Source organism: Paenibacillus sp. J22P51 (assembly GCF_059692215.1).
Genome location: NZ_JCAUAZ010000002.1, coordinates 95,667 through 120,650 on the forward strand (window position 1 = coordinate 95,667; position 24,984 = coordinate 120,650).

The following is a 24,984-nucleotide window of genomic DNA, read 5'->3' on the forward strand; positions in this document are numbered from 1 at the left end:
CTATCATTTCGTAAAGGCATGAAATCATGATGAATTGGTCACGAGATGGAGAATGGCTGCAGCTACCACTTCCGAACGAGCATTGGAAACCGCTTAAACCAGGTGCAATTGAAGAATTAGCGGCTTTCTTGCCTGTACCTCGCAAATTTTTTCTACGCTTAGCTTCACAGGGACTTATTCGCGTTGAAGGCAGTACGATTCGGCTAAAGGTATTTCCTCAGGAGAAGGCGGCGTTTAAACCCGAGTCATATCCATTAGACGTCTTATTTGAAGATGAGTTCACTCTAGTCGTGAATAAACCCGCTGGTAAGTCTGTCCATCCAGCTGAAGTCGGACAAGGAGGAACGCTTGCTAATGCGGTAGCTCATTATTATGAAGCGACCGGACAAGCATGCGGCGTTCGTCATATTCACCGTCTAGATCAAGATACGACAGGCGTTGTACTTTATGCCAAAAATGAATGGGCCCATGTCCTATTGGATGAAGCCATGAGAGAGAAGCAAATTGATAGACGCTATATAGCGTTGGCTCAAGGGATTTTCAAAGCAAAAGAAGGATGGATTAATGAACCGATCGGCAAGGATCGTCATCAGCCAGGGAAACGAAGAGTAGCCCCCAATGGGGATCAGGCGCTTACGCACTATCGTGTTGTTCAACAACTGAAAGCTGCGGCACTTGTGGAAGTAGAATTGGAGACAGGCCGAACGCATCAAATTCGTGTGCATCTCAGTTATTTGGGACATCCCTTGGTAGGAGACACCTTATATGGGGGTTCTTCGCGTTTATTTCAAAGGCAAGCTCTTCATGGTGAACGGCTTGTATTTAAGCATCCGATAACACAAGATGAGGTCGTAGTTCATGCGCCTTATCCACTAGATTTCAAGTTATTATTGGACCAGATGTCCGCGAATTGAAAAATGTAGTCATGCCTGGCCTCCTCCACCCATATACTTTTAGAGACAATCAAGTATATCACCCAACAATTCGGAGCTGATTTATGTTTCGAGTTAACGGAAGGGAGGATTCATTCGGTGTCTGAACAACAACCAGGGTTACGATTTGATATTTATGAACGTGTGCATTTGCAGGAAAATTTGGCGGCTATACAAGAATTAAATGAAGTAGAATTGCTTCCGCATATTCAAGTGATAACGCTGGATGATCAAGCGATCTTAAAGGGGAATTTACTACTTACGGGTAATTACTTTAGTGACGAAGGCGGCAGTCCTCGCACACTTGAGCATTTAATTCCTGTCGAAATCACGCTTCCCTTGAATCGCATTCATCGTGTAGAAGATATTCAGGTGGAAATCGAGAACTTTGATATCGACCTCTTATCGGCTCGCAGCTTGAATGTAACGGGGGTTCTTTCCCTACAAGGTGTAGAAATGGTTTCTGCACAGCAAGAGAACTGGCGGGAGGAAGAAGAGGTCACATTTGTTCATCAAATTGACTATCCGCGCTCCGAGCCCATCATTCCGTACGCACCAGCACCCGTACAATTTGCGCAGGCTGTGCAAGAACCACAGATTCCACAAGTGATCCAACCACCGCCGACACCAGTCCTTCCTACGCCGATTCCTACACCATCTCCAACTCTAATTGCAGCTGCACCTGAACCAGCGGTCATTGCGGCTCAACCAGTCAGTCATGGCGATGACACGTTTGGAGTAGAAGTGGAACAAATCGAGCTGAAGGTAACCCCGCATGCCGATAGTACCGTTGTTACGGAGGAGAAAAAGGAGCTTAAAGTTGCCTTTGGGAAGAAGGCCGCGGACGCTGTGGAGGTTAACCCGTATGGCATCAAATCGTTATTATCAAAGGCAGGCACGTATCTTTCCGACAAGCGGATTGCGGAAGCAGAGGCGCAAGCGGCTCTTGAGGCGGAATCGCGGATAGATGCCGTTGAATGGAGGAGATTATTTCTCCAGAGCAGATCGGAGTCGCAAGAGTTCAAGAAGCTCAAATTATGTATCGTTCAAAAGGAAGATACGTTAGAGTCAATTGCCAAGCGATATCAACTGACAACGCGTGAGATTCAATTGATGAATCGATTGAGCGATCAGGATATCACAGTGGGTCAAGTTATTTATCTGCCCAAATAATAACCGATACATAGGCAAGAGCCTCCGGCTGCTATCGCGGCTGGGGGCTCTTTATGTTTGGGGGAATATGGGATGTAGTTAAGGTCAACGTATAAGTTACACCATTTCGCCCAATACTAGAAAATAATCCTAATAAAAGGCGCTGAAATTATTGACTATGTGTAAATAATTCGATATCATATAGTGTAAATCATTTTCAAACCAACATATGGAATTGCAAAGATAGGGAGTAGTAGTCGGAACGCCCTTCAGAGAGTGGAACTGCAGCGCTGAGAGGTTCCTCAGGAAACATCCGATCGAAGTCGCCCTGGAGCAGTAAATGTGAGTGCAATCGCAGAGTTATCGTTTCTCGCATGCATTAGCATTTTCCGGTCGCAGCCGTTATCTGTTATAAGTGTCATGTTATTTGCTATTGGGGCAAGTCACATGAAATGAAGGTGGTACCACGGAAGCTATACCTTTCGTCCTTTTTTGGGCGAAAGGTTTTTTTGTGTTTATTTGCTCATCTTAATTTTTTGCAATCACATTAACATCTAGCCAGATATGGAGGTACTTTTATGACCGAAGCCAAATTACAAACAGAAATGCCTACCACGTACGACCCGAAAGAAGCGGAGCGTAAATGGTACGATTACTGGATTAAAAATGAATTTTTCAAAGCAGGCAACCGCCCTGACGCGGAAACCTACACGATCGTGATCCCGCCTCCGAATGTAACAGGTATGCTGCACATCGGGCATGCGCTTGATTTTACACTGCAAGATATTCTGATTCGTACGAAGCGTATGCAGGGCTTTGACACGCTGTGGCTGCCTGGCTCTGATCATGCTGGGATTGCAACGCAAACGCGTGTTGAGCAGAAGCTTCGTGAGCAAGGACAAACGCGCTACGATCTTGGACGCGAGAAGTTCTTGGAGAAGGTCTGGGAGTGGAAAGAATTATATGCGGATACCATACGCGAGCAATGGGCCAAAATGGGCTTCTCACTTGATTATTCGCGTGAACGCTTCACCCTAGATGAAGGACTTTCACAAGCGGTTCGTGAAGTTTTCGTTAGCTTGTTTGAAAAAGGCCTGATTTATCGCGGCAACTATATTATTAACTGGGATCCAGCGGCACGCACGGCTCTTTCGGATATTGAAGTTGAATATAAAGAAGTACAAGGTGCGCTGTATCATTTGAAGTATGAAACGACTGACGGATCAGGCTCCATCGTTGTGGCTACGACGCGTCCTGAAACGATGCTTGGCGATACAGCCGTTGCAGTTCATCCGAAGGATGAGCGTTACAAGCACCTTATCGGAAAGTCTTTACTGCTTCCAATCGTCAACCGCGAAATTCCGATTATTGCAGACGATTATGTTGAAAAAGAGTTCGGAAGCGGCGCAGTAAAAATCACGCCTGCGCATGATCCGAACGATTTCGAAGTAGGAAAGCGTCACAATCTGCCGCAAATTCTCGTTATGGACGAATCCGGAACGATGAATGCGAACGCTGGCCCTTACCAAGGGCAGGACCGTTTCGAGTGCCGGAAGCAAATCGTAGCAGATTTGAAAGAACAAGGCGTTCTGATTAAAATCGAAGAGCACGTTCACCAAGTTGGACATAGCGAGCGCAGTGGTGCAGTTATTGAACCTTACTTGTCCACGCAATGGTTCGTGAAAATGCAGCCGCTTGCTGATCAAGCGATTGAAGCGCAAAAATCAGGCACTGGTGTTAATTTTGTACCAGATCGTTTCGAGAAAACATATCTGAGCTGGATTGAAAATGTACGTGACTGGTGTATTTCCCGTCAGTTATGGTGGGGACACCGAATTCCTGCTTGGCACTGTGCTGATTGCGGTCAAGTGACCGTAACCCGTGAAGATGCTACAGCTTGCTCACATTGCCAAAGCACGAATCTTAACCAAGATAACGATGTCCTGGATACATGGTTCAGCTCGGCGCTATGGCCTTTCTCCACATTAGGGTGGCCGAATGATTCCGAAGACATGAAGCGTTTCTATCCGACGAGTGTTCTAGTAACTGGCTACGATATCATTTATTTCTGGGTAGCTCGAATGATTTTCCAAGGACTTGAATTTACGGGACAAATTCCTTTCAAAGATGTGCTTATGCATGGTCTTGTTCGCGATTCCGAAGGCCGCAAAATGTCCAAATCCCTTGGTAATGGTGTTGATCCGTTAGAAGTTATCGAGAAATACGGTGCGGATGCCATGCGTTATATGATTTCTACGAGCAGTACGCCGGGTCAAGATTTGCGCTTCCGCTGGGAGCGGGTTGAGCAAGCTCGTAATTTTGCCAATAAGATTTGGAACGCATCTCGATTCGCTCTGATGAATTTGGAAGGTGTAAACGCAGCTGATATCGATTTGACTGGTCAACTAGGTACAGCAGACCGTTGGATTTTGCATCGTTTGAACGAGACGGTTCGTGATGTAACTCGTCTGATTGACAGCTACGAATTCGGTGAAACAGGGCGACTGCTCTATAACTTCATCTGGGATGATCTCTGTGATTGGTACATTGAGTTCAGCAAACTGAGCCTGTATGGCACGGATGCAGCGGCGAAGAAGCAGACACAATCCGTTCTAGCTTATGTACTAGACCAAACACAGCGTTTGATTCATCCATTCATGCCGTTCATCTCGGAGGAAATCTGGCAGCACTTGCCGCATGTTGGCGATACGATTACGCTGGCGGCCTGGCCGACAGAGAACGCAGCCTTCGAGGCGCCTGATGCGATTCGTGAGATGGAGCTTTTGATGGAAGCGATTCGTTCGGTTCGAAATATCCGTGCTGAAGTGAATGTGCCGATGAGTAAGAAAGTGGAGCTGCTTATTAAACCTGCAAGTTCAGAGACACAGGAGATTCTTAGCAAAAATGAGGAATACCTGAAGCGCTTCTGCAACACATCTAATCTTGAAATTGACCTTGGTATGGCAGCACCAGACAAAGCGATGACGGCAATTATCACAGGAGCTGAGTTGTACTTACCTTTAGCGGGTCTGATCGATATCGCGCAAGAGCTTGCTCGTTTGGATAAAGAACTGCAATCCTTGCATGGTGAGGTAGAGCGTATTGAGAAAAAGCTGGGCAATGAAGGCTTTGTAGCTAAGGCACCTGCGAAAGTTATCGAAGAGGAGAAAGCCAAGCTTGCCGATTATGCGGATAAGCGGGATAAAGTTATCGCTCGATTAGCGGAGTTAAAGGCTTAATGAACGCAAATTATACGATTGCCTAGGTTCGTCTACAAGGTGATTCATATAGTAAAAGAGGATGAGAACAATGGATGAAATCAAGAACACTGCGGGTGAATTTCAAACCGCACAGGAAGCCATTGATTGGATTGTTGGACGGATGGAGAAGCTCGGTATGAAACCGGGCCTCCAACGTATGCATCTCCTCATGGAGAAGCTAGGTCACCCAGAACGCAGGCTGAAGTTCATTCATGTGGCTGGTACGAATGGAAAGGGCTCAACATGCGCTTATTTAGCTTCCGTGCTTCAAGCGTGCGGCTATGATGTAGGCACGTTTACGTCACCCTATTTGGTGAAATATACCAATCGTATTCAGGTGAATGGTGCGGACATTGAGGATGACGTCCTGCTGCGATTAGTGAATGACATGAAGCCGATTGTGGATGAGATTGCAGCCACAGAGGTTGGCCAGCCAACGATGTTTGAAATTTCGACTGCACTTGCGATTCTTTACTTCGGAAAAGTGGCTTATCCCGATTACGTGGTATGGGAAACAGGTCTCGGGGGAAGGCTGGATAGCACGAATATCGTGAATCCAATCGTTACCGTAATTACGAATGTAGGCCATGATCATATGGATATTCTGGGTGATACGCTGGAGCTCGTAGCAGCTGAGAAAGCAGGGATTATTAAAGCGGGAGTTCCAGTCATTACGGCTGTTGAGCCTGCCGCGATTTGGAACGTTATAGAGCAAACGGCGAAGGCGAAGAAAGCCACGCTTTACTCCCTTGGCGATCAATTTACGTTGACTGAAGTGAACAGCGAGCTAGATCGTCAAAGCTTCCAGTTTAACGGACCTTTTCGACCTATACCAGATCTGTCTATCACATTGAATGGTGAGCATCAATTGAAGAATGCGGCCGTAGCGGTCATGACTCTTGAGGTTCTTCGTCAATATTATGCCACTATTGTGGAGGATGTGGATTTGCAAAAGGGTCTTGAGGGAACGAAATGGCCAGGTAGGCTGGAAATGGTTTCACAGGAACCGCGAATCCTAATCGATGGGGCTCATAACCCAGAAGGGGCTGCAACACTGGCTGCAGCACTTCAAAACGTTTATAGTTATAAGAAGCTTCATATGATGATTGGAATGCTAGCGACGAAGAATCATACAGGCTACTTAAGGCATATACTACCATTGGTGGATACGCTCATTATTACCGAAGCGAATTTTCATAAAAAAGGGGATGCTTCCCTGCTCGCTGAAATCGCAAGTGGTCTTCTTCGAGAGATGAATCTAGAGGTTGACATTGTTGTAGAACGCGATTGGAAGCAAGCTTTAACCTTATTAACAAATAGAACTGAGCAGGATGATCTGGCGGTCGTATCCGGCACGCTGTATTTAATCTCTGATGTTCGTTCTTGGATAACCTATCAAACCGATTCTGAAAAAGGATGGTGAGAACGGCGTGAGTCAAGCAGAACACGTACATTTTATAGGAATCGGCGGATACGGCATGAGTGCCATTGCCAAAGTCATGCTCGAGATGGGTTACCGCATTTCGGGATCAGATCTAGCACAGCAAGAGCTTACTGATAAACTGAAAGCCAAAGGTGCTCAAGTTTTTATTGGTCATGAGGCAACGAACGTATCAGGAGCCGATTTGGTTGTATATTCAACGGCGTTAGCCAAAGATAATGTGGAAATGCAAGCGGCAGAGCAATTGAACATTCCCATTATTCATCGTTCACAAATGCTGGGAAGGCTGATGAATGAACGTAAAGGGATTGCCGTTGCAGGTGCCCACGGAAAGACAACAACCTCCTCGATGATTGCTTTAGTGATGGAGATTTGCGGGATAGATCCAACGTATATTATCGGTGGAGAAATCATGAATGTAGGCAGCAATGCCAAAGCTGGCAAAGGGGAGTACGTTGTTGCGGAAGCGGATGAGAGCGATGGAACGTTCCTTCAATATCACCCAACCCTAGCCTTAGTGAACAATATCGAAGCCGATCACTTGGAAAATTACAATGGCGATTTCGAAAATTTGAAAAAAGCGTACAAACAATTTCTAAGTCAAGTAAGACCTGGCGGTAAAGCAATCGTATGTCAAGATGATGAATTCCTGCGTGAAATGATACCGGAAATTCAAAGCCAAGTGATTACGTATGGGATTGAAACGGAAGCGGATTATATCGCACGTGACATCTCGCTTGGTGATCGCAAAGTGACCTTTACGGTAGAGTTCAAGGGTGCATCATTGGGCCAAGTTAGCTTATCGGTGCCAGGTAAACATAATGTGTACAACGCGCTTGCGACATTGATTACCTGCTTGGAAGCTGGTCTTTCTTTTGAGAATATTGCGGAAGCTATTCAGGAGTTTCGGGGAGCAAAGCGTAGATTTCAAGTGCTTGGCGAAGTTGAAAATATTTTGGTCATCGATGACTACGCTCATCATCCTACCGAAATTCAAGCAACTATTGCTGCAGCGAAAGCAACGAAAAAGCGTATCATCGCAGTGTTTCAGCCGCAACGATATACGCGAACCTATTATCTGTTTGAGCAGTTTAGCCGTTCCTTCCTTGAAGCGGATGAAGTGATTATTACGGATATTTATTCACCGGCAGGTGAACAACGAATTGAAGGCGTTGACTCTGCAAAGCTAGTTGAGCTGATACGGAGTAACAGTAACCCGAACGTTCAGCATATCGCGACACGTGAAGAAGTGCTGACTTATTTGGTTGATCACGTTCAACCAGGCGACCTCGTCCTGACGATGGGCGCTGGCGATATCTGGAAAGCAGCCGATGGATTAGCTAAATCACTGCGCAAAAAATACGAATCACACTCATAGAGAAAAGATCGCTGTAGCCGTTGGGCTGGAGGCGGTCTTTTTTTCTTAAAGGAATCATAATAAGGTTCTCTCTCTCATACTCTAGTAACAGAAGATTGGGACAAGATGATACGGCATTGTGCCTGTTTCCAACATACATGGGATGAGGAGTGTGGGAAGAGAATGAAAAAAGCTAGAATCACTTATCGATTCGACCCCAAGGAGGGGGCAGAATCAACACGCAGAGCGGCACGGGTTCATGATCAAGAGGAGAATGTAATCCCACTCTATCAAGAAGAGTTTAAAGTTATAGACACGAAGCTGGATCGCAGTCCGAAAGAGGTTACGCCTTACGAGCAAGCAGAGAGGGAGCAAGTGGAATCATTATTTGAACCTCATGCGCTGAATACGTTTACGACGGATTTTGGGAATTGGAATAGTCCGATCGAATCGGAAGGAGAGCGTGTAGAACGGATTATTCGTGAAACGCAGATTTCCAGAGAGCAGCAGAATTCCCCAAAACCATCTCCAGTCCGAAACGATGTGGAGCCTCCCGATAATCGGGATGACTGGTCGAGCTGGACATCGAGGGAGCCATACAGAGAGTCAGGAACAGGAGCTCGTTATGCCAAATCGTCAAGCACCCCTTGGATACGTATTGCAACATCCGTGGCAGGTGCGGTAGTAACCGGTATCGCGTTCGGTTTCTTCGTCCTTTCCATGTTCTCATCGGATCGAGATACAAGTGTCGCGACTTCGAATCCGACGAAAATAACAGTACCTTCGCCGAACACACAGGCAGCGGGATCAACTACCAAGACACAAACTGGCGTTGGGGAAGTTGCTCTACCTGCAGCGACAGTAGCTGTCACACCTGTGCAAATTCCTGCGAAGTCCTATACCTTCTTGCAAAATGGTGTGTTTAGTTCCCTACAGGGCGCTCAGGCGGCTCAGGATTCGCTGAGTAAGAAGGGGCTTGCGTCAGCGATGGACAACTCCGATAAGCTTACTGTGTTTGTTGGCTTTGCTAAGACGAAGGATGATGCGATTGCGCTGAGACAAGGTGTGCTAGCAACGGATAAAACGATTGAGGTCTTTATGAAAAACGTGGATTTCCCAGCGGTAACTGGCATTCGTTGGTCTGGCGCAAAGCCAGAGTCAGTGGCCAATTACATTGCTGATGGCGATAAGCTGGTGAATACGATTAGCGGATTGACACTGATCCATCTGGCAGAGACGAAGCCAACTGCACTTACAGATGCATCGTTACAGACGATCCGTACTTCGCATCAGGCCCTCATTACGCTCGGTACAGGACTTACCGACGGAGCGGGTGATGATGTAAAGCAGCCGCTGCTTAAGATGACTACAGCGATCAATCGTGCTGTACAATCTATGGAAGAGTACAAGAAAACGCCATCTCAAGCCTTGATGTGGCAAGCACAATCCTCCTTGATGCAGTATATTATTGCTCAGAAAGAGCTGCTCAAAATAATTACTGTCGCTTAACAGAAAAGCCGTGTACCTGAACTCTTTTTCGGAGTTGAGATACACGGCTTTATCTTATTTGACGTATCGATCGAGCAGGGCTGCAATTTCAGCCCTTGTCATCGTTTGATCCGGCATAAAGGAAGAGTCCGTTATGCCGTTAATGATGCCTTTCTCTTTCAACGTGTTAATTGCTGAAGCACTCCAAAGCGATTTGGGTACATCATCGAATGCTGATGTATCTGTTGATTGTTTGGTTGGTGAAGTCATCTGCAGAAGCTGATTGAATAAATAAGCAACTTCCCCGCGTGTAATCGCCTGATTGGGACGAATTGTCCCATCTGCGTAGCCTTGAAGGAGGTTTAACTTCCCAGCTTTGGTGAAAACGGCATTAGCCCAATGTGAAGCAGGTAAGTCAGAGTAACTTTTAACAGCAGGTCCAGTCCCGCATCCATAAACATTAGTAGTTACACTTCCAGTAGAGGAACAGGCGGCCGGTAGTTTGTCGAACGAGAATACGCGATCCATCAGAGTTAGGAATTCTGCTCTCGTTAGCGCGCGGTCAGGCTCATAGTTATTACCTACGCCTTCGATAATTTCTTTATTTTTCATGCGTAGAACGGCAGGTCTAGACCAATGAACCAGCACATCGGTAAAAAGCGGCGGTTCATAAGCACTAATTCCATTGGCGATTCCGATCGCCATTTTGGAACGCATGGCATCGCTAGCTAGCAATGCTGCATCACTTTTATTCGTGAGAAAGGCGGTCTCTACTAGTATGCTCGGAATTGTTCCCATTCGGGCCACATAAACTGCGCTCGGAGTCAGACCTAAGTCTTTGGTACCTGACTGAGCAAGTAAAGCGTCCTGAACACGCTGAGCTAAATCTTTACTGTAAGGCGTTAATTTGGTCATTGCGCTGCTTGCTGGATAATCTTCTTGCGGGTAGGCGTTGTCATAGTAGAGCACCATGGTGCCATTGGCCTTGCTGCTCGAATGTGCATTGGCGTGAATGGATACGAACAAATCAGCTTGCTGCTCGTTCGCGAATTCAACTCGCTGAGCGAGTGACAAGAAAGTGTCATTGGTGCGCGTTAAGATGACCTCATAACCTCGATCAAGCAGCGCTTGACGTACTTTTAGCGTGATGTCCAGATTGACATCTGTTTCACGGAGACCGCCAACACCAGTTGCACCAGGATCACTACCGCCATGCCCTGGATCTAGCACCACCTTGTAAGCGAATGCATGATAGGGAAACGCAATTGTGAGTAATAAAGTGAACAGAATAAGTCTTTTGAGTAGAGTCATAGTTGAAATTACCTCCGGTAACTATCTTACTAGGATTGGTCTAAGCTGTAAGCAGGAAAGAATCACCATTGATGGCTTCAACGGCGCAACTTCTTATTTTTCATGGAAAAAAGAGGTGATTCCCCTTATAATAGGCTTGTACATACATAGAGAGGATGACAGGAATGAAAAAAAGCACGTTCACATTGATCATTTTTCTAATCGTCGGGTTAATTACTGGGATTATTATCGGCCAGCTGCTGGCGCCCGTTCCTGCTCTCGCATTTCTAACCAAATCAGTACAAATTTCATGGGAGCCTAAAGCGGATTTGCAAGTTGTGAAATATGAATTTCATCTTTTGGTGAAGCTAAACCTATGCAGTATTATTGGATTAGTAGGAGCCTATCTCCTTTATCGGAAACTTTAGTAAGTTTATGAACTTCAAACCGTAGGATTATCAGTTAGGAGCTGTTGATAGTGCAAACCACAGAACATCAAAGACTTATTCTTGCTTCTTCGTCGCCGCGGAGGCAGGAGCTCATCCAATCGTTCGGACTACCCTATATTATTCGGGTGAGTGACGCGGATGAGACCGTCGAACAAAAAATAACGCCATCTGAACTCGTCGAGGTGCTTTCTTTGCGCAAAGCCTCTACAGTTAGAGAAATGCTAGAAGAGCAAGATAAATACGGCATTATCATTGGATCGGATACGGTTGTTGTTAGTAAGGAGGAAGTGCTTGGCAAACCGGTTGATGAACAAGATGCCTTCCGGATGCTGAAAGGACTCCAGGGTAATACACATCAGGTATATAGTGGCGTGGCCTGTGTGGATGCAGCAACGGGTCAACAAGTTGTCTCACATAGCGTGACCCACGTGAGAATGAAGCCGATGTCTGACGAGCAGATTAAGCGCTATATTGCTACAGGGGAACCGAAAGATAAAGCGGGCTCTTACGCCATTCAAGGGATTGGGGCAACGATCATCAGTGGGATCGAAGGGGATTATTTCACGGTTGTTGGACTCCCGCTTTCTTTGCTGAGTGATTTACTTCTTACGTTCGATGTTCAAGTTCTGTAAACTGATTCCCAAGCCTATCCATTCTAGTCCAAATTTGGGTTATGAGATTGACTGAGCAATCTGTAACGGTTACAATGACAGTAAGCGACATGACTTCGCATTCTTCTGGGAGGTATCTACCATGAACAGCGAATTTACAATTGCCGTCCACAGCCTCGTTCTGTTAGCCCACTTGCCGGATCATATGGCAACTAGCGAAGAAATTGCAGCAAATGTGTCTACTCATTCTGCACGAATTCGTAAGGTCATGGGTTTTCTGCGAAAAGCAGGCTATGTGTCTACGAAGGAAGGCATTGGCGGCGGTTTTATTTTGAGTTGTAAGCCTGAGGAAGTCACACTCGGGGAGATTTACCGTTTAACATGCCAAGGAACGTTGAAGCCAAGTTGGTGCTCTGGTGATGAGTCCAAACCTTGTATGATTTCATCCAAAATGGATCGACTGATGAGTAAGGTGTTCACTGATGCTGAGAAGCAAATGGAAAATTACTTCGAAGGTCATACGATAGGCAGCATGCTTGAACAAATAAGGAATTTAGAATGTCCCAAATCGAATACAGAATCTCTATCCTAGAAGCCCTCGGATCTTATAATCCGGGGGTTTTATGTTGTCTTTAGGGGTTTGCACCTGCATGCATGGGATAGCAATAAGTAACATAACCTACATTACGGAAGAGGGGAAAACATGGAAAGCTCAAGCTTAATGCTGCGAGAAGTTCCGATCGAAGAAAGACCGCGGGAGCGAATGCTCCAACTGGGGGCGGGGGCCTTAAGTCATGCTGAGTTGCTAGCAATCTTATTAAGAACTGGGACAGTAGCGGAATCAGCCATTCATTTGGCAAGCCGGATTCTAAGTGAAAGCGGCGGGCTGCGCAGCCTTGTCGATATGAGCAAGGACCAGCTAACACAAATCAAAGGCATTGGTGATGCGAAGGCACTTCAAATTCTGGCGGGTATTGAGCTAGGTCGCAGGCTGGCCAAAAGCTCATACGAGGAGCGAATCACGATTCGTTCTCCCAAAGATATCGCAAATTTAATGAGCGAGGATCTTCGGTATTTACAAAAGGAGCATTTCGTTTGCTTGTTTCTAAATACCAAAAATCATGTCCTTGCGCAAGAAACCTTATCGATGGGCAGTTTGAACGCTTCCATTGTTCACCCTAGGGAAGTGTTCCGAGCAGCCATTAAACGGAGTAGTGCTTCAATTATCTGTGTACATAACCATCCAAGTGGAGATCCCACCCCAAGTCCGGAAGATATTAGTCTGACAGGGCGATTAGTAGAAGCTGGAGCAATAATTGGTATTGAAGTGTTAGATCATGTTATCATTGGAGATCAGAGATTTATAAGTTTGAAGGAACAAGGCTTTATGTAATATAATAGAACACGCAACAGGAAAGGAGCCGTTTTTATGTTTGGTGGTTTTACGAAAGATCTTGGGATTGATTTGGGTACCGCGAATACACTGGTGTATGTGAAAGGCAGAGGAATTATCGTTAGGGAGCCTTCAGTGGTTGCCCTTCGTACAGATACGAAAACAATTGAAGCGGTGGGTGAATCTGCTAAGAAAATGATTGGTCGTACACCTGGGAATATCCGTGCAGTACGCCCGATGAAAGATGGCGTTATTGCCGATTTCGACACGACAGCAACCATGATTCGTTACTTTATTCGACAAGCGCAGAAGCAGCGCTGGTTATTTCCGCGTCACCCGAATGTCATGGTGTGTGTGCCGTCCGGAATTACAGCTGTAGAAAAGCGTGCTGTTGAAGATGCAACGAAGCAAGCTGGAGCAAGAGAAGCTTACACAATCGAGGAGCCGTTCGCTGCTGCCATCGGAGCGGATCTACCAGTCTGGGAGCCAACAGGAAGCATGGTGGTGGATATTGGCGGGGGAACGACAGAGGTTGCTGTTATCTCACTTGGCGGAATTGTAACCAGCCGATCCATTCGTATTGCTGGCGATGAAATGGATGAAGCCATTATTCAATACATTAAACGTACGTATAATCTCATGATCGGTGAACGAACTGCGGAAACGCTGAAGATCGAGATTGGTTCTGCTCTAAATACAGAAAAAGCGGAATCGCTTGAAATTCGTGGTCGTGACCTTGTTAGCGGTTTACCGAAAACAATGAGTGTAACCTCGGTCGAGATTACAGAATCATTGTCTGACACGGTAAGTGCTATTGTGGACGCCGTGAAGGTTACGCTTGAGAAATGCCCGCCAGAGCTATCTGCGGATATTATGGATCGCGGTATTGTGTTGACTGGAGGAGGCGGATTGCTCCGCAATCTGGACCGTCTTCTAGCTAGAGAAACGGGGATGCCCGTTATGGTTGCTGAAAATCCGTTGGATTGCGTTGCAATTGGAACGGGCCGCGCTTTAGAAAATATTCATTTATTTAAAAACAAATCAGGATCTGGTTCGAGGTATAAGGGTTAATTTTCGTTAGAAGGTGCTAATTTGTTTAAATTCATGGGAAATAAACGACTCATTTTTCTTATGTCCGGTTTAGTCTGTTTCTTTATTCTAATGGGACTAACACTAGGGAATCGAGGGCCAATGACTTGGCCTGAGAAATTTGTCAAAGATTCAGTTTCATGGACGCAAGGACTCTTGTATAAGCCCGCTGCGCAGGTAGCGGGTTTCTTCGAAGATATTAGACAGCTGCGAGTCATTTATGAAGAAAACAAAACATTAAAGCTGACGCTCACGCAGTACGCGCGAGATACACAGCGGTTGAACGAGCTTGAATCACAAAACAAACGGCTCATGGAGTCACTTGGCTTCACAGAGCGTCAGCGTGAAGCTAACAATTATACGTATCGCATTGCAGAGGTCGTCACTATTGATCCAGACCCGTACAATAGCACCGTAACGATTAATTTGGGTGATAAAGACGGGATTAAGGAGAACATGGCGGTCATGACGGTTGATGGCTTAGTAGGAAGAGTAAGTAAAGTATTCGGGTTTCACTCCAATGTACAGCTTCTAACCGAGACCAATGATACCGATAACAACTCGAAAGCGATTGCCGTCACAGTCAAAGGAAACGAGACTCAGCCATTTGGGATGATCGAAACGTATGATCCCAAAGTAGGTGAGCTGGTGATGAATAAGGTCGAACATGCGGACGACATGAAGGTCGGCGATACGATTATTACGTCAGGCTTGGGCCAGGTTTTCCCTAAAGGGATAGAAGTAGGAACGATCTCATCCATCGGACCTGGAGAATTCGGCATTACCTACAAGGTAATGGTGAAGCCGAGAGCATCCTTTAATCGAATCCGTGAAGTGTTCGTCGTCGAAGTTCCGGAAGTGAAATGAGGTGAGCCGACAAATGAATAGACAAGTCTTATGGCTCATCCTGTTCGGATTGTTTATCCTTCAAGGCAGCTTAGTAGTATGGCTGTTGCCAGCCTCATGGCAATCGATCGTTTTTGTAACACCGCACTTAACCTTGGTTTTCATCATGTTTATTGGACTTTTTCATCATCGTCATGCGGCTTTACTATATGGACTTATCTTTGGACTATTACACGATTTCACCTATTATGGAGCCATGCTTGGCGTATACTCCTTCAGCATGGGGCTCGTAGGGTATTTGGCTGGGCTAGCACAGCGTAAGCAGCCTAATTTAATTTTTTACAACTTGCTCATAACGAGCTTAGGGTTGTTAATTTTTGAGTTTCTCAATTATGGGATCAATCGGTTATTCAAGCTGATTGCGATTGATTTAAATTTTGCTCTCACCCACTACATGCTCCCAAGTGTTCTATTTAATTTACTTGTGGCCTTGATTTGCTACGTTCCCATTCGTAAACTGCTTGAAGGAAAGCGACTTGCAGCTTCAGCGAAGGAAGATTAATATTCCAGGCGATAAGCAGGAGAAATTAGAACAAGGGCCGAAATGTATAGGTTGGGAGGTCGTCATGCCATTATGTCTGTAGCGAAGCACCATGTGATGATAAAAGGGGTCAAAGATGGCCTAGTTTTTTTACTAAATGACGCATGCGATTGGCAAGACCTGTTGCAAGAGCTGCAACATAAGCTTGAGAAAACGCATCAACAAATATTAACGGGTCCAATTATTCATGTGAATGTCAAATTGGGCACCCGTGAGGCCACGGACGAGCAGAAGGAAGAGATTCGAGCTGTCATTAAGCAGAAAGGGAATCTCTTGATTCAATCGATCGAAAGTGAACCGCCTAAGATCGAAGCTCCACCAGAGCCCAAGGCCTCGATGACTACGCTAAGAGGGATGATTCGTTCAGGACAAACCCTTCATAACGAAGGTGATTTACTTTATTTAGGTGATGTTAACCCAGGCGGAATTATAACCTGCACAGGGAACATTTACATAATGGGTTCACTTCGCGGAATGGCTCATGCGGGGTCAGAAGGGGATGAGAAAGCGATCATTGCTGCTTCTCATATGCGTCCTACACAATTACGAATTGCCGGCGTAATCAGCCGTTCTCCCGATGAATGGGGAATCGAAGAGGCATTCATGGAATTTGCTTATGTCAAAGAAGGTAAAATGGAAATCGATAAGCTGCATCAGCTTCATCGGATATGGCCGGATGCTCCTGTCAAATCGTGATTTTGATCATTAAAAAACTGTGTCTGGGGTGAGGAATATGGGAGAGGCTATCGTTGTCACCTCAGGTAAAGGCGGCGTTGGTAAAACGACGACTTCCGCTAATCTGGGGACTGCACTTGCACTTCTTGGGAAGAAAGTATGCATGGTGGATACGGATATTGGTTTACGTAATCTGGATGTGGTTATGGGGTTGGAGAATCGGATTATCTACGATCTTGTGGACGTTGCGGAAGGACGCTGCCGATTGCCACAGGCATTAATTAAAGATAAGCGGTTTGATGAACTGTATTTGTTGCCAGCCGCGCAAACGAAAGACAAGCATGCTGTGTCTCCGGAGCAGGTGCGGACGATTATTTTAGAACTCAAAAATGATTTCGAGTACGTCATTATTGACTGTCCGGCAGGGATTGAGCAGGGCTTCAAAAACGCGGTTGCAGGCGCCGACAAAGCGATTGTCGTGACGACACCGGAAAATGCAGCTGTGCGTGATGCAGATCGGATTATAGGCTTGTTGGAAAATGAGAAAATATCTTCACCGAAGCTTGTGATTAATCGTATTCGTCCTCAAATGGTGAAAAAAGGCGAGATGCTGGATATCGATGAAATCTGTTCGGTACTTGCTATTGATTTGTTAGGGATTGTCCCAGATGATGAGCATGTCATTAAGGCTGCTAATTTAGGAGAGCCAACAGTGATGAATCCTTCATCGCGCGCAGCCATCGCCTATCGGAATATTGCCCGGCGTATTGTTGGGGATACGGTGCCGCTCATGCAGCTTGAGGATAAAACCGGTTGGGTAAAACGAATGAAAAAGTTTATTGGAATAGGATGATTGTTCTGTGTTTGCCAAACTGAAAAACATTGATATTCCAATAGTTGTCATTCTGTTCGCTTTTATGGTTATAAGCACAATGTTGGTCTACAGTTCATCAATCGATCATCCGACGATTAATATCAGTATTACGAAAATTCTGGTCTTATATGCGGTAGGGTTAATCGCTTTTCTTGCCTGTAGTTTATTCGATTATCGTGTTCTTATTCGGATTGCACCGTACTTGTATGGGATTGGGATTGTGTCGTTGATTGCTGTTTATTTTTTCGGTAAAAAAATCCATGGTGCACGCGGCTGGTTTGAGCTCCCCGGTGGTTTGACTTTTCAACCTGCGGAGCTCGTCAAGCTGATCCTGATCATTTGTATTACAGCGCTTCTTGCCAAACGCGGAGGAGACCTGCTGCTAGTTAAAAATGATATTATTCCTGTAGGGATAGCCGTTCTAATCCCATTCGGTCTTGTGCTCATCCAGCCGGATTTAGGGAATGCGATCATTTTTATTATTATTTTGTTAGGGATGCTATGGATCGGGAATATCAAATATTCGCAAGTCTTGATTAGTATCCTTGTCGTGGTCGGGGTAGGCTTCCTGACGCTTACACTATATAAACATTTTCATGATAGCTTGTTCGAGATGCTCAAGGGCTATGGCTTCAGCCACTGGATGGATCGGATTGATACGTTCCTCTATCCGTCAGAAGTGTCGGATGATGATAATTATCAGGTCCGTAACGCAGTTAGGGCCATTGGTTCGGGAGGCTTAGAAGGAGAGGGCTTCTTGCAGGGGACTTCCGTGCATAGTAACTTTATCCCCTTCGCCTATTCCGATTCGATCTTCGTTGTCGTTGGAGAAGAGTTTGGCTTTCGTGGATCTGCTGTTTTATTGCTTATTTATTTCTTGCTTATCTATCGGATGATTCTGATCTCTATCCAAAGTTCTCAACTGGGTGGAGCTTATATCGTCGTTGGCGTTGTATCCATGTTCGTGTTTCAAATATTTGAAAATGTCGGTATGATGATCGGTATTATGCCGTTGACCGGTATTACGCTCCCATTTGTGAGCTATGGGGGAACGTCGCTCCTGATCAATATGCTTTCACTTGGCTTAGTCATGAGTGTGAAGCTGCATCAAGAGCGTGCCCCCGAATTATTTTAAAGTATTCATGAAAAGTCCGTGTCCCTTTCTGGGGCGCGGACTTTTTCATTTCATGTCAGTTGCACAAAATGAGAGAAAGAATTTGCGCAAAATTAGTCGTTTGCACTTCTCTGGAATTTTGAAAAGGTACATTTTCAAGAATGCCGATTGACAATAAAGCGTTTTCAAAATATAGTTATTTACAAATACATCTTTGAAATGCTTTTAAAACCTAAGGGCAATGCTTTCCGGACGGAGTCTCCGCCTGGAACAACCCCGTTATCTCTTGTGTGAGATGACGGGGTATTTGCGTTCAAATAGGTAGGTCTATTCCTGCTAATTGCGCAAACGTTTGCACTACAATTACAAGGAGGAATTGCAATCATGAAGGTATCATCATTCCGGAGGAGCTTGTCATATATGGCTCTTGTTACTGCAATGCTGCTTATGTTGCAGCTGATGGTCAGTTTATTTCCGCCAAAATCGTATGCTGCGGAGATTTCTGTAGAAACAGGTATTGAACAACCAGGTGGAAATACGCAATGGTATTTGGCCGGCAGCTTTCAAGGCTGGAACAATCAGAATCCTGACACGAAGATAAAGCATGTTGTTGGTGATTACTATGAGTTTTCGCATGATTTTGAGCCAGGTCATTATGAATTTAAGTTTGTAAAAAATGGGACATGGGAAGGCTTCAGTGATAACGGAAACAATTTCGCCTTTGATTTGGCTAACGCGACCAAGGTTAAGTTTTATATCAACGAGTTGTTGAATAAGGCGAAAATCTCAATCCCTGGTGTTCATGGCTTGGAACAATATGTGCCGCAAAAGGCGAATAATCAGTGGCCTAGATTAGTTGGCTCCATTCAAAAATTGTTTGGCGAACCAGAATGGGCACCTAATCAAGCGGCGCAATTCTTCGTGGATTATAACCTCGATGGTACTGTTTATAAGCTGCAGCGAACGGTTCCACCGGGAAGTTATGAAGCGAAAGTTACGTTTTCCGATGACTGGAACGGGAATGATTATGGGGGTGTTGACGGGAATCTCAAGCTTGTAACGTTAGATGAGGCGAACGTGACATTTTCAATCGATTATTCGGCTGGCACGAAGCTGCTCTCCCATGATTACATAGCAAAGGATAACGTGTTCGATGGGCAAATTAAGAAGGATGGTATAGCTTTTGACAGCCGATCCATCACCTATAAGAAGCCTTTTGGTGCTATCAAAGCTGGCGAAGAGGACGTAACGCTGCGGATTTCAGCGAACAAGGGTGATGTGCAATTTGCTAAAGCTGAGCTGACAGCACCTGACGGTCTTTCTAATGCTTTTATGATGAAGAAGGCGACAACGGTTGAGGACAAAGATTATTTCGAAGTCCTTATTCCGAAGAGTACGTTTGCAGGGAAAATAGGGATCTGGGGCTACAAATTTATTCTGGTGGATGGGGTCACGAAGATCGAATACGGCGATGATGGTTCCAGCGGTGCTACGGGCAGCACGAGTGATGAGGGAGCATTACCCTATAATCTGACCGTTTATGATCCGAATTACAAGACACCGGATTGGATGAAAAATGCAGTTGTGTATCAAATTTTCCCTGATCGTTTCTTCGATGGTAATTCGGATAATAACCGAGCTAAGCTGGAAGATGGTGCAAGAGGCGCTTTGGAAAGTCAATATGCCACTTCCAAGGGCGGGCAAAAGCTGCAATATTTCGATGGCGGCGTACCGGGGGACCCTGCTGGCAATCAGGTATGGGGAACATGGGGCGATATGCCCGAGAATCCAGATCGGAAGACACCGGTCAATTCACCATATTTTCCAGACGCCGAAACAGATGGCGCATGGACGAATGAATTTTATGGCGGTGATATTCAAGGGATTCAACAAAAGCTAGGCTATCTCAAAGCGTTAGGCATCACAGCTGTTTATTTGAATCCTGTTTCTTGGGCAGCCTCCAATCATAAATATGACGCCACGGATTATAAGCATTTGGATCCGATGTTCGGAGTCCCTGTCTACAATAAGCCTAATGATCCTACCTCAGGATTAGATTATACGAAAACACGCGAAGCATCGGATGAAGCGTTTTTAACTTTCACGAAGGCCGCGAAAGCAGTAGGCATTAAGGTCATAAATGATGGGGTATTCAATCATGTAGGGGATGATTCGATTTATTTTGACCGATATGAGAAATATCCCGAAATTGGCGCTTATGAGTATTGGGCGAAGGTTTATGACCGTATGAAAGCGACGAATGAAACAAAGCAGCAAGCGGAGGATGCAATTAAGCTCGTCTTCACTTCACAAATTAATCCGATGACGGGTCAACATTATCAATATCCAGAGGACTTCAAATATACGACCTGGTTCACCGTCTTGAATGAAAAGGTCAAAGATAGAGACGGGGACAAACTTCATTACAAGTATGACGCGTGGTGGGGTTACGATTCGCTGCCGGTGATGGATGCGAAGGAGCCGCAAACGGCGGCGACAGAATTACTGCCAGCGGACACGATGTCGCTTCCAGGTCAGCATGAGTGGAACAATATCGACTATCGCGATATGGTGATTGGTCATGATGTATCAGGGCTTAGTCCTGCCGATGCGCAAAAAGAGATGCAAGCCGCGAACTCACAGCGATGGCTGTGGATGGGGGCGAACGGCTGGCGCCTGGATGTGGCTCCTGATGTGTCCAGCGGTACATGGCAGAAGTTTCGGGAAGCTGTGAAATCGACCAAAGGGTTTACGGACGGTAATGGAGAGCTTATTGAAGATCCGGTCATTTTAGGTGAAGAGTGGGGAGTTGCCACGCGGTTCTTGCTAGGTGATCAATTTGATTCTGTGATGAATTACCGTTTCCGTAGAGCGATTCAAAGCTTCATGATTGCAGGAAATAGCAGCGGACTGAATGTGCAGTTGGAGTCTGTGCGTGAAGATTATCCTAAAGAAGCTTGGCAAGCGATGCTCAATCTTGTTGATTCGCATGATACAACGCGTTCAGCGACAATCTACGATCATCCGGAATGGGAAGAAGAACATCTTCAGATGGCTCCAGACGCCAGCGCGCGAGCGTTGAAGCTGCAAGAGCTTACGGCGATTTTCCAAATGGGGTATCCTGGTGCGCCGACGATTTATTATGGAGATGAAGTTGGGGTAACCGGCACGAAAGATCCGGATTCACGTAGAACGTTTCCTTGGGAACGCGTAACGAAACAAGTCAACGGAACCTATACAGGGAATGGGCAATATGCGGGCATTTTAGATGTGTATCAAAAAGCGGCTGCGATACGCAATGCGAATTCTGTATTCCGTACGGGAGATATCCAAGCTGCTTATGCGCAGGAGGATGTCATTGTCTATGCTCGCAAAAATGAGGAAAAAGGTGCTTTACTCGTCATTAATCGCAACACCGATGCCAAAACCATACATGCGAATGTTGCTGGATTCCTCCCTGAGGGATTATCGCTAGTCGATCAACTCTATGGTCAAGTGCAAGGGACTGTTGTGAATGGACAAATTGAGCTAACGATTCCCGGTCAGACGGGGCTCATGATGGTGTCCACGGTAGACTTGCAGCTTGTTCCTCAAGTGACGAATAGTTTAGCTATCGGAGGAAATCATCGAGTAGACGTGACGTGGGATGCTGTTTCAGGAGCAGAAGGCTATCATGTTTATCGTGCGGCGATCGAGGGTGGTCAAGTGACGTTAGTTGGCACAACGTCCACAACGTCCTTTGTAGATTCAACGATTGTTAACGGGACGAAATACTATTACGCCGTTACTGCGACAAAAGGCAGCGGAGAGAGCTTTTTAAGCGATATGGTTTCAGCAACTCCGGCCTTCCCAATCAGCTATTTGGGAGCACCTTCTTCGGTTACGGATGCGGTATATTTGCAAGTAGGTCATAAAGTAGGGAAAATCACGGTTGAGATTGGTGTAGATGGGGTAACGAATAATCCGTCCTATGACGGCAAAGAAGCAGCAAATCTGTTGGCAAGCTTAGTTTATTATAAGCAAGGGTCAGATCCTGCTTTCGCACAAGAAACAAAGCTTCGGTATGACTCGGATTCTTCTGGACGTAAGGTGTATGGGGCTGCTTTTGAGCCGACTGAGCCTGGTTTCTATCATTATTTCGTGAAAGCCTCTATGGATAATGGGGAACATTATACGCAGTCATCCCTAGTAACCTTACAGGTAAATGCCAATAAGGATGATCAAATACCACCGGGTGCTCCAAGACTTTCCAATATTACAGTTGAGTCTAATCGCGTGCAGCTTAACTGGACGTTGACGGATGAATCCGTTATGGGCTATGAAGTGTATAAAAAGACGGTTACAGAGGCTACTTACCATAAAATTGCCTCAATCCCATCCTCTCAATTGTCCTTTGTTGACTATGCAGTGAGTAACGATACGGCCTATACGTATGTGGTCGCTGCTTTTGACGCTGGCTATAATCGTGCTTTTTCAGGGGAACAGGTTGTTATGCCCAAACTGGTTATGGTGGATGTGCTGCTGAGACTGCGTCTTCCAGACTATACGCCATCTACGGATGATATTTACATCGCCGGCGATTTTAACGGTTGGAATGCAAGCGGGAACCAACTGCATGTGCCTAGCGGTGCAACGGATCGTCGTGTTGTGGAGTACAGCTTCAAGATGATGGCTGGCAAGTCCATTCAGTATAAGTACACACGTGGAGATTGGAATAGAGAAGCATTTACAAGTCATACACGTCAAGTTAATGATACTGTGGATTACGGTAATTGGGCGTATAGCTCAGAGAATACGAACATGCAGCTGACCATTAAGAACCAAGCTGATAACAAAATGGTAGTTGAAGATTACGTGCTTCGATGGGTTGATATGCCGATGTCCATCTCGATGCCGCGCATTTCATTCGGTGATGATATCGTGTATTCCACGGCAGACAGCTCGATGAATCTTAAGGCTGTTGTTCCATATGGCGTCAACTTTACGTTGAACGGCGTACCGATTCCTACGGGAAGTATGGATGCTTTCGGAAATGTTGAGTTGAACGAGATAGCTTTAAAACCAGGTATAAATGAGTTTGTACTCCATATCGAACCAAGTGAGGAAACATTGAACCAACCTTGGTACGAGGACAAGGGTAGGAAGGGACAAGCGACTAAGACATTAAAGATTACTGTGACTCGGACGAGTGTGGATTCAACACCGACACCGAGACCGACACCGACACCGACAGATTCGCCGTCGTTACCTTCAGATTTACCAGTCGAAAATCCGGTTCAGCTTGTTACCTCCGACGATTTCAAGAAAAATGCCGACGGCAGTTTCACCGTAGGATTGGATCAGGAGCACAATGGGATTAGGATTCCAATTGATGTTGTGAATGATTTAGGAGATGTTCCTATCACGATTAGTAATGAGAACATGTCTGTTACATTGCCCTCTGAGGTCTTGGAAGCTGTACAAGGACTGGTTCCTGTAGCATTATTGAAGGATTCGCAGATCCACTTGCAGGCTGCTCTTGTAAGCAAGGAAGACAAAGAGAAGTTGTCATCACATGAGGGGATAAGCCTCGCCAGTGAGGCTTATGAATTCACGCTTTCAATCGTAACGAAAGAGGATAAGGTTTATACCCTGCGTCAATTTAATAAACCAATTACGTTAACATTCAAGCTCCTACCTGGTGTAGACCCTAAGCTTACAGCTGCTTATTATATAACTGATAATGGTACGCTCGAATTTTTTGGTGGAATGATTCAAGGCGACACGCTGACTGTTAATGTGAATCACTTTAGTCAATATGCAGCTCTTCAAGTAGCTAAAGTCTATGCAGATGTCGCCGCAGATCATTGGGCTTTCTCTGTCATTAGAGAATTAAGTGCCAAACATATCGTGGAAGGGATGACAGACTCCGTATTTGCTCCCGAAAATCAAGTGTCTAGAGCGCAATTCGCTGCGATGCTTGTAAGAGCGCTGGGGAAAGAGGCTGTAGGTGTACAGCCTTTCGCGGATATCCAAGAAGATGCTTGGTATGCGGAAGCTGTTGCAACAGCATTTAACCTAGGCATCGTCACAGGACGTGATGAGCACCATTTTGCACCGGATGCATCTATTACACGTGAAGAAATGGCTGTCATGATCGTGCGTGCGTACGAAGTGAAGTATGGAAGCGCTAAGCCTTCATTGCCAAGTACAAAGACAACTTTCAAAGATGAAAGTGCCATAAGCCCTTGGGCGCTAAGCATTGTTCAGACTGCTGTATCTTTGGAACTCGTGCATGGAAGAGAGAATTCAACATTTGTTCCACAAGGATTTACGACTCGAGCAGAAAGCGCACAGGTCATATATAATTTGCTGCAACACTAGGATTACTAACAAGCTGCCGTGAGGCGGCTTGTTTTGTTATACGTCACAA

Annotated in this window: 18 protein-coding genes and 1 other annotated feature; of the genes, 17 read left to right on the forward strand and 1 reads right to left on the reverse strand. The window is 45.7% G+C overall.

From position 1 onward, the window contains the following. Positions 1-26: 26 nt before the first annotated feature. The 6 genes from AC58QC_RS05220 to AC58QC_RS05245 all read left to right on the forward strand — a co-directional run bounded on the left by AC58QC_RS05220 (position 27) and on the right by AC58QC_RS05245 (position 9,651). Entirely contained in the window at positions 27-914 is an 888-nt protein-coding gene (locus AC58QC_RS05220) for an RluA family pseudouridine synthase (RefSeq protein ID WP_497414149.1), read from the forward strand. A 117-nt stretch (positions 915-1,031) separates the two neighbouring features. Further along, complete coding sequence (locus AC58QC_RS05225) at positions 1,032-2,105, forward strand: LysM peptidoglycan-binding domain-containing protein (protein WP_497414150.1); 1,074 nt, start codon at positions 1,032-1,034, stop codon at positions 2,103-2,105. A 210-nt stretch (positions 2,106-2,315) separates the two neighbouring features. Then, positions 2,316-2,577: a binding site (T-box leader), on the forward strand. 85 nt (positions 2,578-2,662) lie between these two features. Further along, positions 2,663-5,323, forward strand: a complete 2,661-nt coding sequence (locus AC58QC_RS05230; protein ID WP_497414151.1) for a valine--tRNA ligase — start codon at positions 2,663-2,665, stop codon at positions 5,321-5,323. 70 nt (positions 5,324-5,393) lie between these two features. After that, entirely contained in the window at positions 5,394-6,767 is a 1,374-nt protein-coding gene (locus AC58QC_RS05235) for a bifunctional folylpolyglutamate synthase/dihydrofolate synthase (RefSeq protein ID WP_497414152.1), read from the forward strand. Between the two features lie 55 nt (positions 6,768-6,822). Beyond that, entirely contained in the window at positions 6,823-8,163 is a 1,341-nt protein-coding gene (murC, locus tag AC58QC_RS05240) for a UDP-N-acetylmuramate--L-alanine ligase (RefSeq protein ID WP_497414673.1), read from the forward strand. Between the two features lie 162 nt (positions 8,164-8,325). After that, positions 8,326-9,651 carry a hypothetical protein gene (locus tag AC58QC_RS05245; protein ID WP_497414153.1) on the forward strand — a complete coding sequence of 442 codons (1,326 nt, stop codon included), beginning with the start codon at positions 8,326-8,328 and terminating at the stop codon, positions 9,649-9,651. Between the two features lie 54 nt (positions 9,652-9,705). Here AC58QC_RS05245 and AC58QC_RS05250 read toward each other — a convergent pair whose 3' ends face one another. Continuing rightward, positions 9,706-10,941 carry an N-acetylmuramoyl-L-alanine amidase gene (locus AC58QC_RS05250; RefSeq protein WP_497414154.1) on the reverse strand — a complete coding sequence of 412 codons (1,236 nt, stop codon included), beginning with the start codon at positions 10,939-10,941 and terminating at the stop codon, positions 9,706-9,708. Positions 10,942-11,105: 164 nt separating this feature from the next. On the opposite strand from AC58QC_RS05250, the gene AC58QC_RS05255 reads away from it, so the two are divergent. The 11 genes from AC58QC_RS05255 (at position 11,106) to AC58QC_RS05305 (ending at position 24,935) form a co-directional block, all read left to right on the forward strand. Further along, positions 11,106-11,348: a DUF4321 domain-containing protein gene (locus AC58QC_RS05255; protein ID WP_056610348.1), complete on the forward strand. Its 243-nt coding sequence runs from the start codon at positions 11,106-11,108 to the stop codon at positions 11,346-11,348. A 50-nt stretch (positions 11,349-11,398) separates the two neighbouring features. Further along, positions 11,399-12,001 (forward strand): Maf family protein, encoded by a 603-nt coding sequence (locus tag AC58QC_RS05260; RefSeq protein ID WP_497414155.1) that lies wholly within the window; start codon positions 11,399-11,401, stop codon positions 11,999-12,001. A 121-nt stretch (positions 12,002-12,122) separates the two neighbouring features. Then, a complete protein-coding gene (locus AC58QC_RS05265; protein ID WP_497414156.1) occupies positions 12,123-12,572 on the forward strand; it encodes an RrF2 family transcriptional regulator in 450 nt (149 codons plus the stop codon). 111 nt (positions 12,573-12,683) lie between these two features. After that, positions 12,684-13,373: a RadC family protein gene (radC, locus tag AC58QC_RS05270; protein WP_497414157.1), complete on the forward strand. Its 690-nt coding sequence runs from the start codon at positions 12,684-12,686 to the stop codon at positions 13,371-13,373. A gap of 36 nt (positions 13,374-13,409) precedes the next feature. Continuing rightward, positions 13,410-14,444, forward strand: a complete 1,035-nt coding sequence (locus AC58QC_RS05275) for a rod shape-determining protein (protein ID WP_497414158.1) — start codon at positions 13,410-13,412, stop codon at positions 14,442-14,444. A 21-nt stretch (positions 14,445-14,465) separates the two neighbouring features. Then, on the forward strand, positions 14,466-15,329 hold the full coding sequence (gene mreC / locus AC58QC_RS05280) for a rod shape-determining protein MreC (protein WP_497414159.1): 864 nt from the start codon (positions 14,466-14,468) through the stop codon (positions 15,327-15,329). 13 nt (positions 15,330-15,342) lie between these two features. After that, positions 15,343-15,870, forward strand: a complete 528-nt coding sequence (gene mreD / locus AC58QC_RS05285) for a rod shape-determining protein MreD (RefSeq protein ID WP_497414160.1) — start codon at positions 15,343-15,345, stop codon at positions 15,868-15,870. A 72-nt stretch (positions 15,871-15,942) separates the two neighbouring features. Beyond that, positions 15,943-16,605 carry a septum site-determining protein MinC gene (minC, locus tag AC58QC_RS05290; protein ID WP_497414161.1) on the forward strand — a complete coding sequence of 221 codons (663 nt, stop codon included), beginning with the start codon at positions 15,943-15,945 and terminating at the stop codon, positions 16,603-16,605. Positions 16,606-16,642: 37 nt separating this feature from the next. Further along, positions 16,643-17,437: a septum site-determining protein MinD gene (gene minD, locus AC58QC_RS05295; RefSeq protein ID WP_057311629.1), complete on the forward strand. Its 795-nt coding sequence runs from the start codon at positions 16,643-16,645 to the stop codon at positions 17,435-17,437. Between the two features lie 7 nt (positions 17,438-17,444). Next, a complete protein-coding gene (locus tag AC58QC_RS05300; RefSeq protein WP_497414162.1) occupies positions 17,445-18,593 on the forward strand; it encodes an FtsW/RodA/SpoVE family cell cycle protein in 1,149 nt (382 codons plus the stop codon). Positions 18,594-18,956: 363 nt separating this feature from the next. Next, complete coding sequence (locus tag AC58QC_RS05305; protein WP_497414163.1) at positions 18,957-24,935, forward strand: alpha-amylase family glycosyl hydrolase; 5,979 nt, start codon at positions 18,957-18,959, stop codon at positions 24,933-24,935. The last annotated feature ends 49 nt before the right edge of the window (positions 24,936-24,984 follow it).

Excerpts from the sequence above, each read along its gene's own strand:
- AC58QC_RS05230 (WP_497414151.1), top strand. The coding sequence starts at position 2,663 with ATGACCGAAGCCAAATTACAAACAGAAATGCCTACCACGTACGACCCG.
- AC58QC_RS05255 (WP_056610348.1), top strand. The coding sequence starts at position 11,106 with ATGAAAAAAAGCACGTTCACATTGATCATTTTTCTAATCGTCGGGTTA.
- radC (WP_497414157.1), top strand. The coding sequence starts at position 12,684 with ATGGAAAGCTCAAGCTTAATGCTGCGAGAAGTTCCGATCGAAGAAAGA.
- AC58QC_RS05265 (WP_497414156.1), top strand. The coding sequence starts at position 12,123 with ATGAACAGCGAATTTACAATTGCCGTCCACAGCCTCGTTCTGTTAGCC.
- AC58QC_RS05275 (WP_497414158.1), top strand. The coding sequence starts at position 13,410 with ATGTTTGGTGGTTTTACGAAAGATCTTGGGATTGATTTGGGTACCGCG.
- AC58QC_RS05235 (WP_497414152.1), top strand. The coding sequence starts at position 5,394 with ATGGATGAAATCAAGAACACTGCGGGTGAATTTCAAACCGCACAGGAA.
- murC (WP_497414673.1), top strand. The coding sequence starts at position 6,823 with ATGAGTGCCATTGCCAAAGTCATGCTCGAGATGGGTTACCGCATTTCG.
- minD (WP_057311629.1), top strand. The coding sequence starts at position 16,643 with ATGGGAGAGGCTATCGTTGTCACCTCAGGTAAAGGCGGCGTTGGTAAA.
- AC58QC_RS05220 (WP_497414149.1), top strand. The coding sequence starts at position 27 with ATGATGAATTGGTCACGAGATGGAGAATGGCTGCAGCTACCACTTCCG.
- mreD (WP_497414160.1), top strand. The coding sequence starts at position 15,343 with ATGAATAGACAAGTCTTATGGCTCATCCTGTTCGGATTGTTTATCCTT.
- AC58QC_RS05305 (WP_497414163.1), top strand. The coding sequence starts at position 18,957 with ATGAAGGTATCATCATTCCGGAGGAGCTTGTCATATATGGCTCTTGTT.
- AC58QC_RS05250 (WP_497414154.1), bottom strand. The coding sequence starts at position 10,941 with ATGACTCTACTCAAAAGACTTATTCTGTTCACTTTATTACTCACAATT.
- AC58QC_RS05245 (WP_497414153.1), top strand. The coding sequence starts at position 8,326 with ATGAAAAAAGCTAGAATCACTTATCGATTCGACCCCAAGGAGGGGGCA.
- minC (WP_497414161.1), top strand. The coding sequence starts at position 15,943 with ATGTCTGTAGCGAAGCACCATGTGATGATAAAAGGGGTCAAAGATGGC.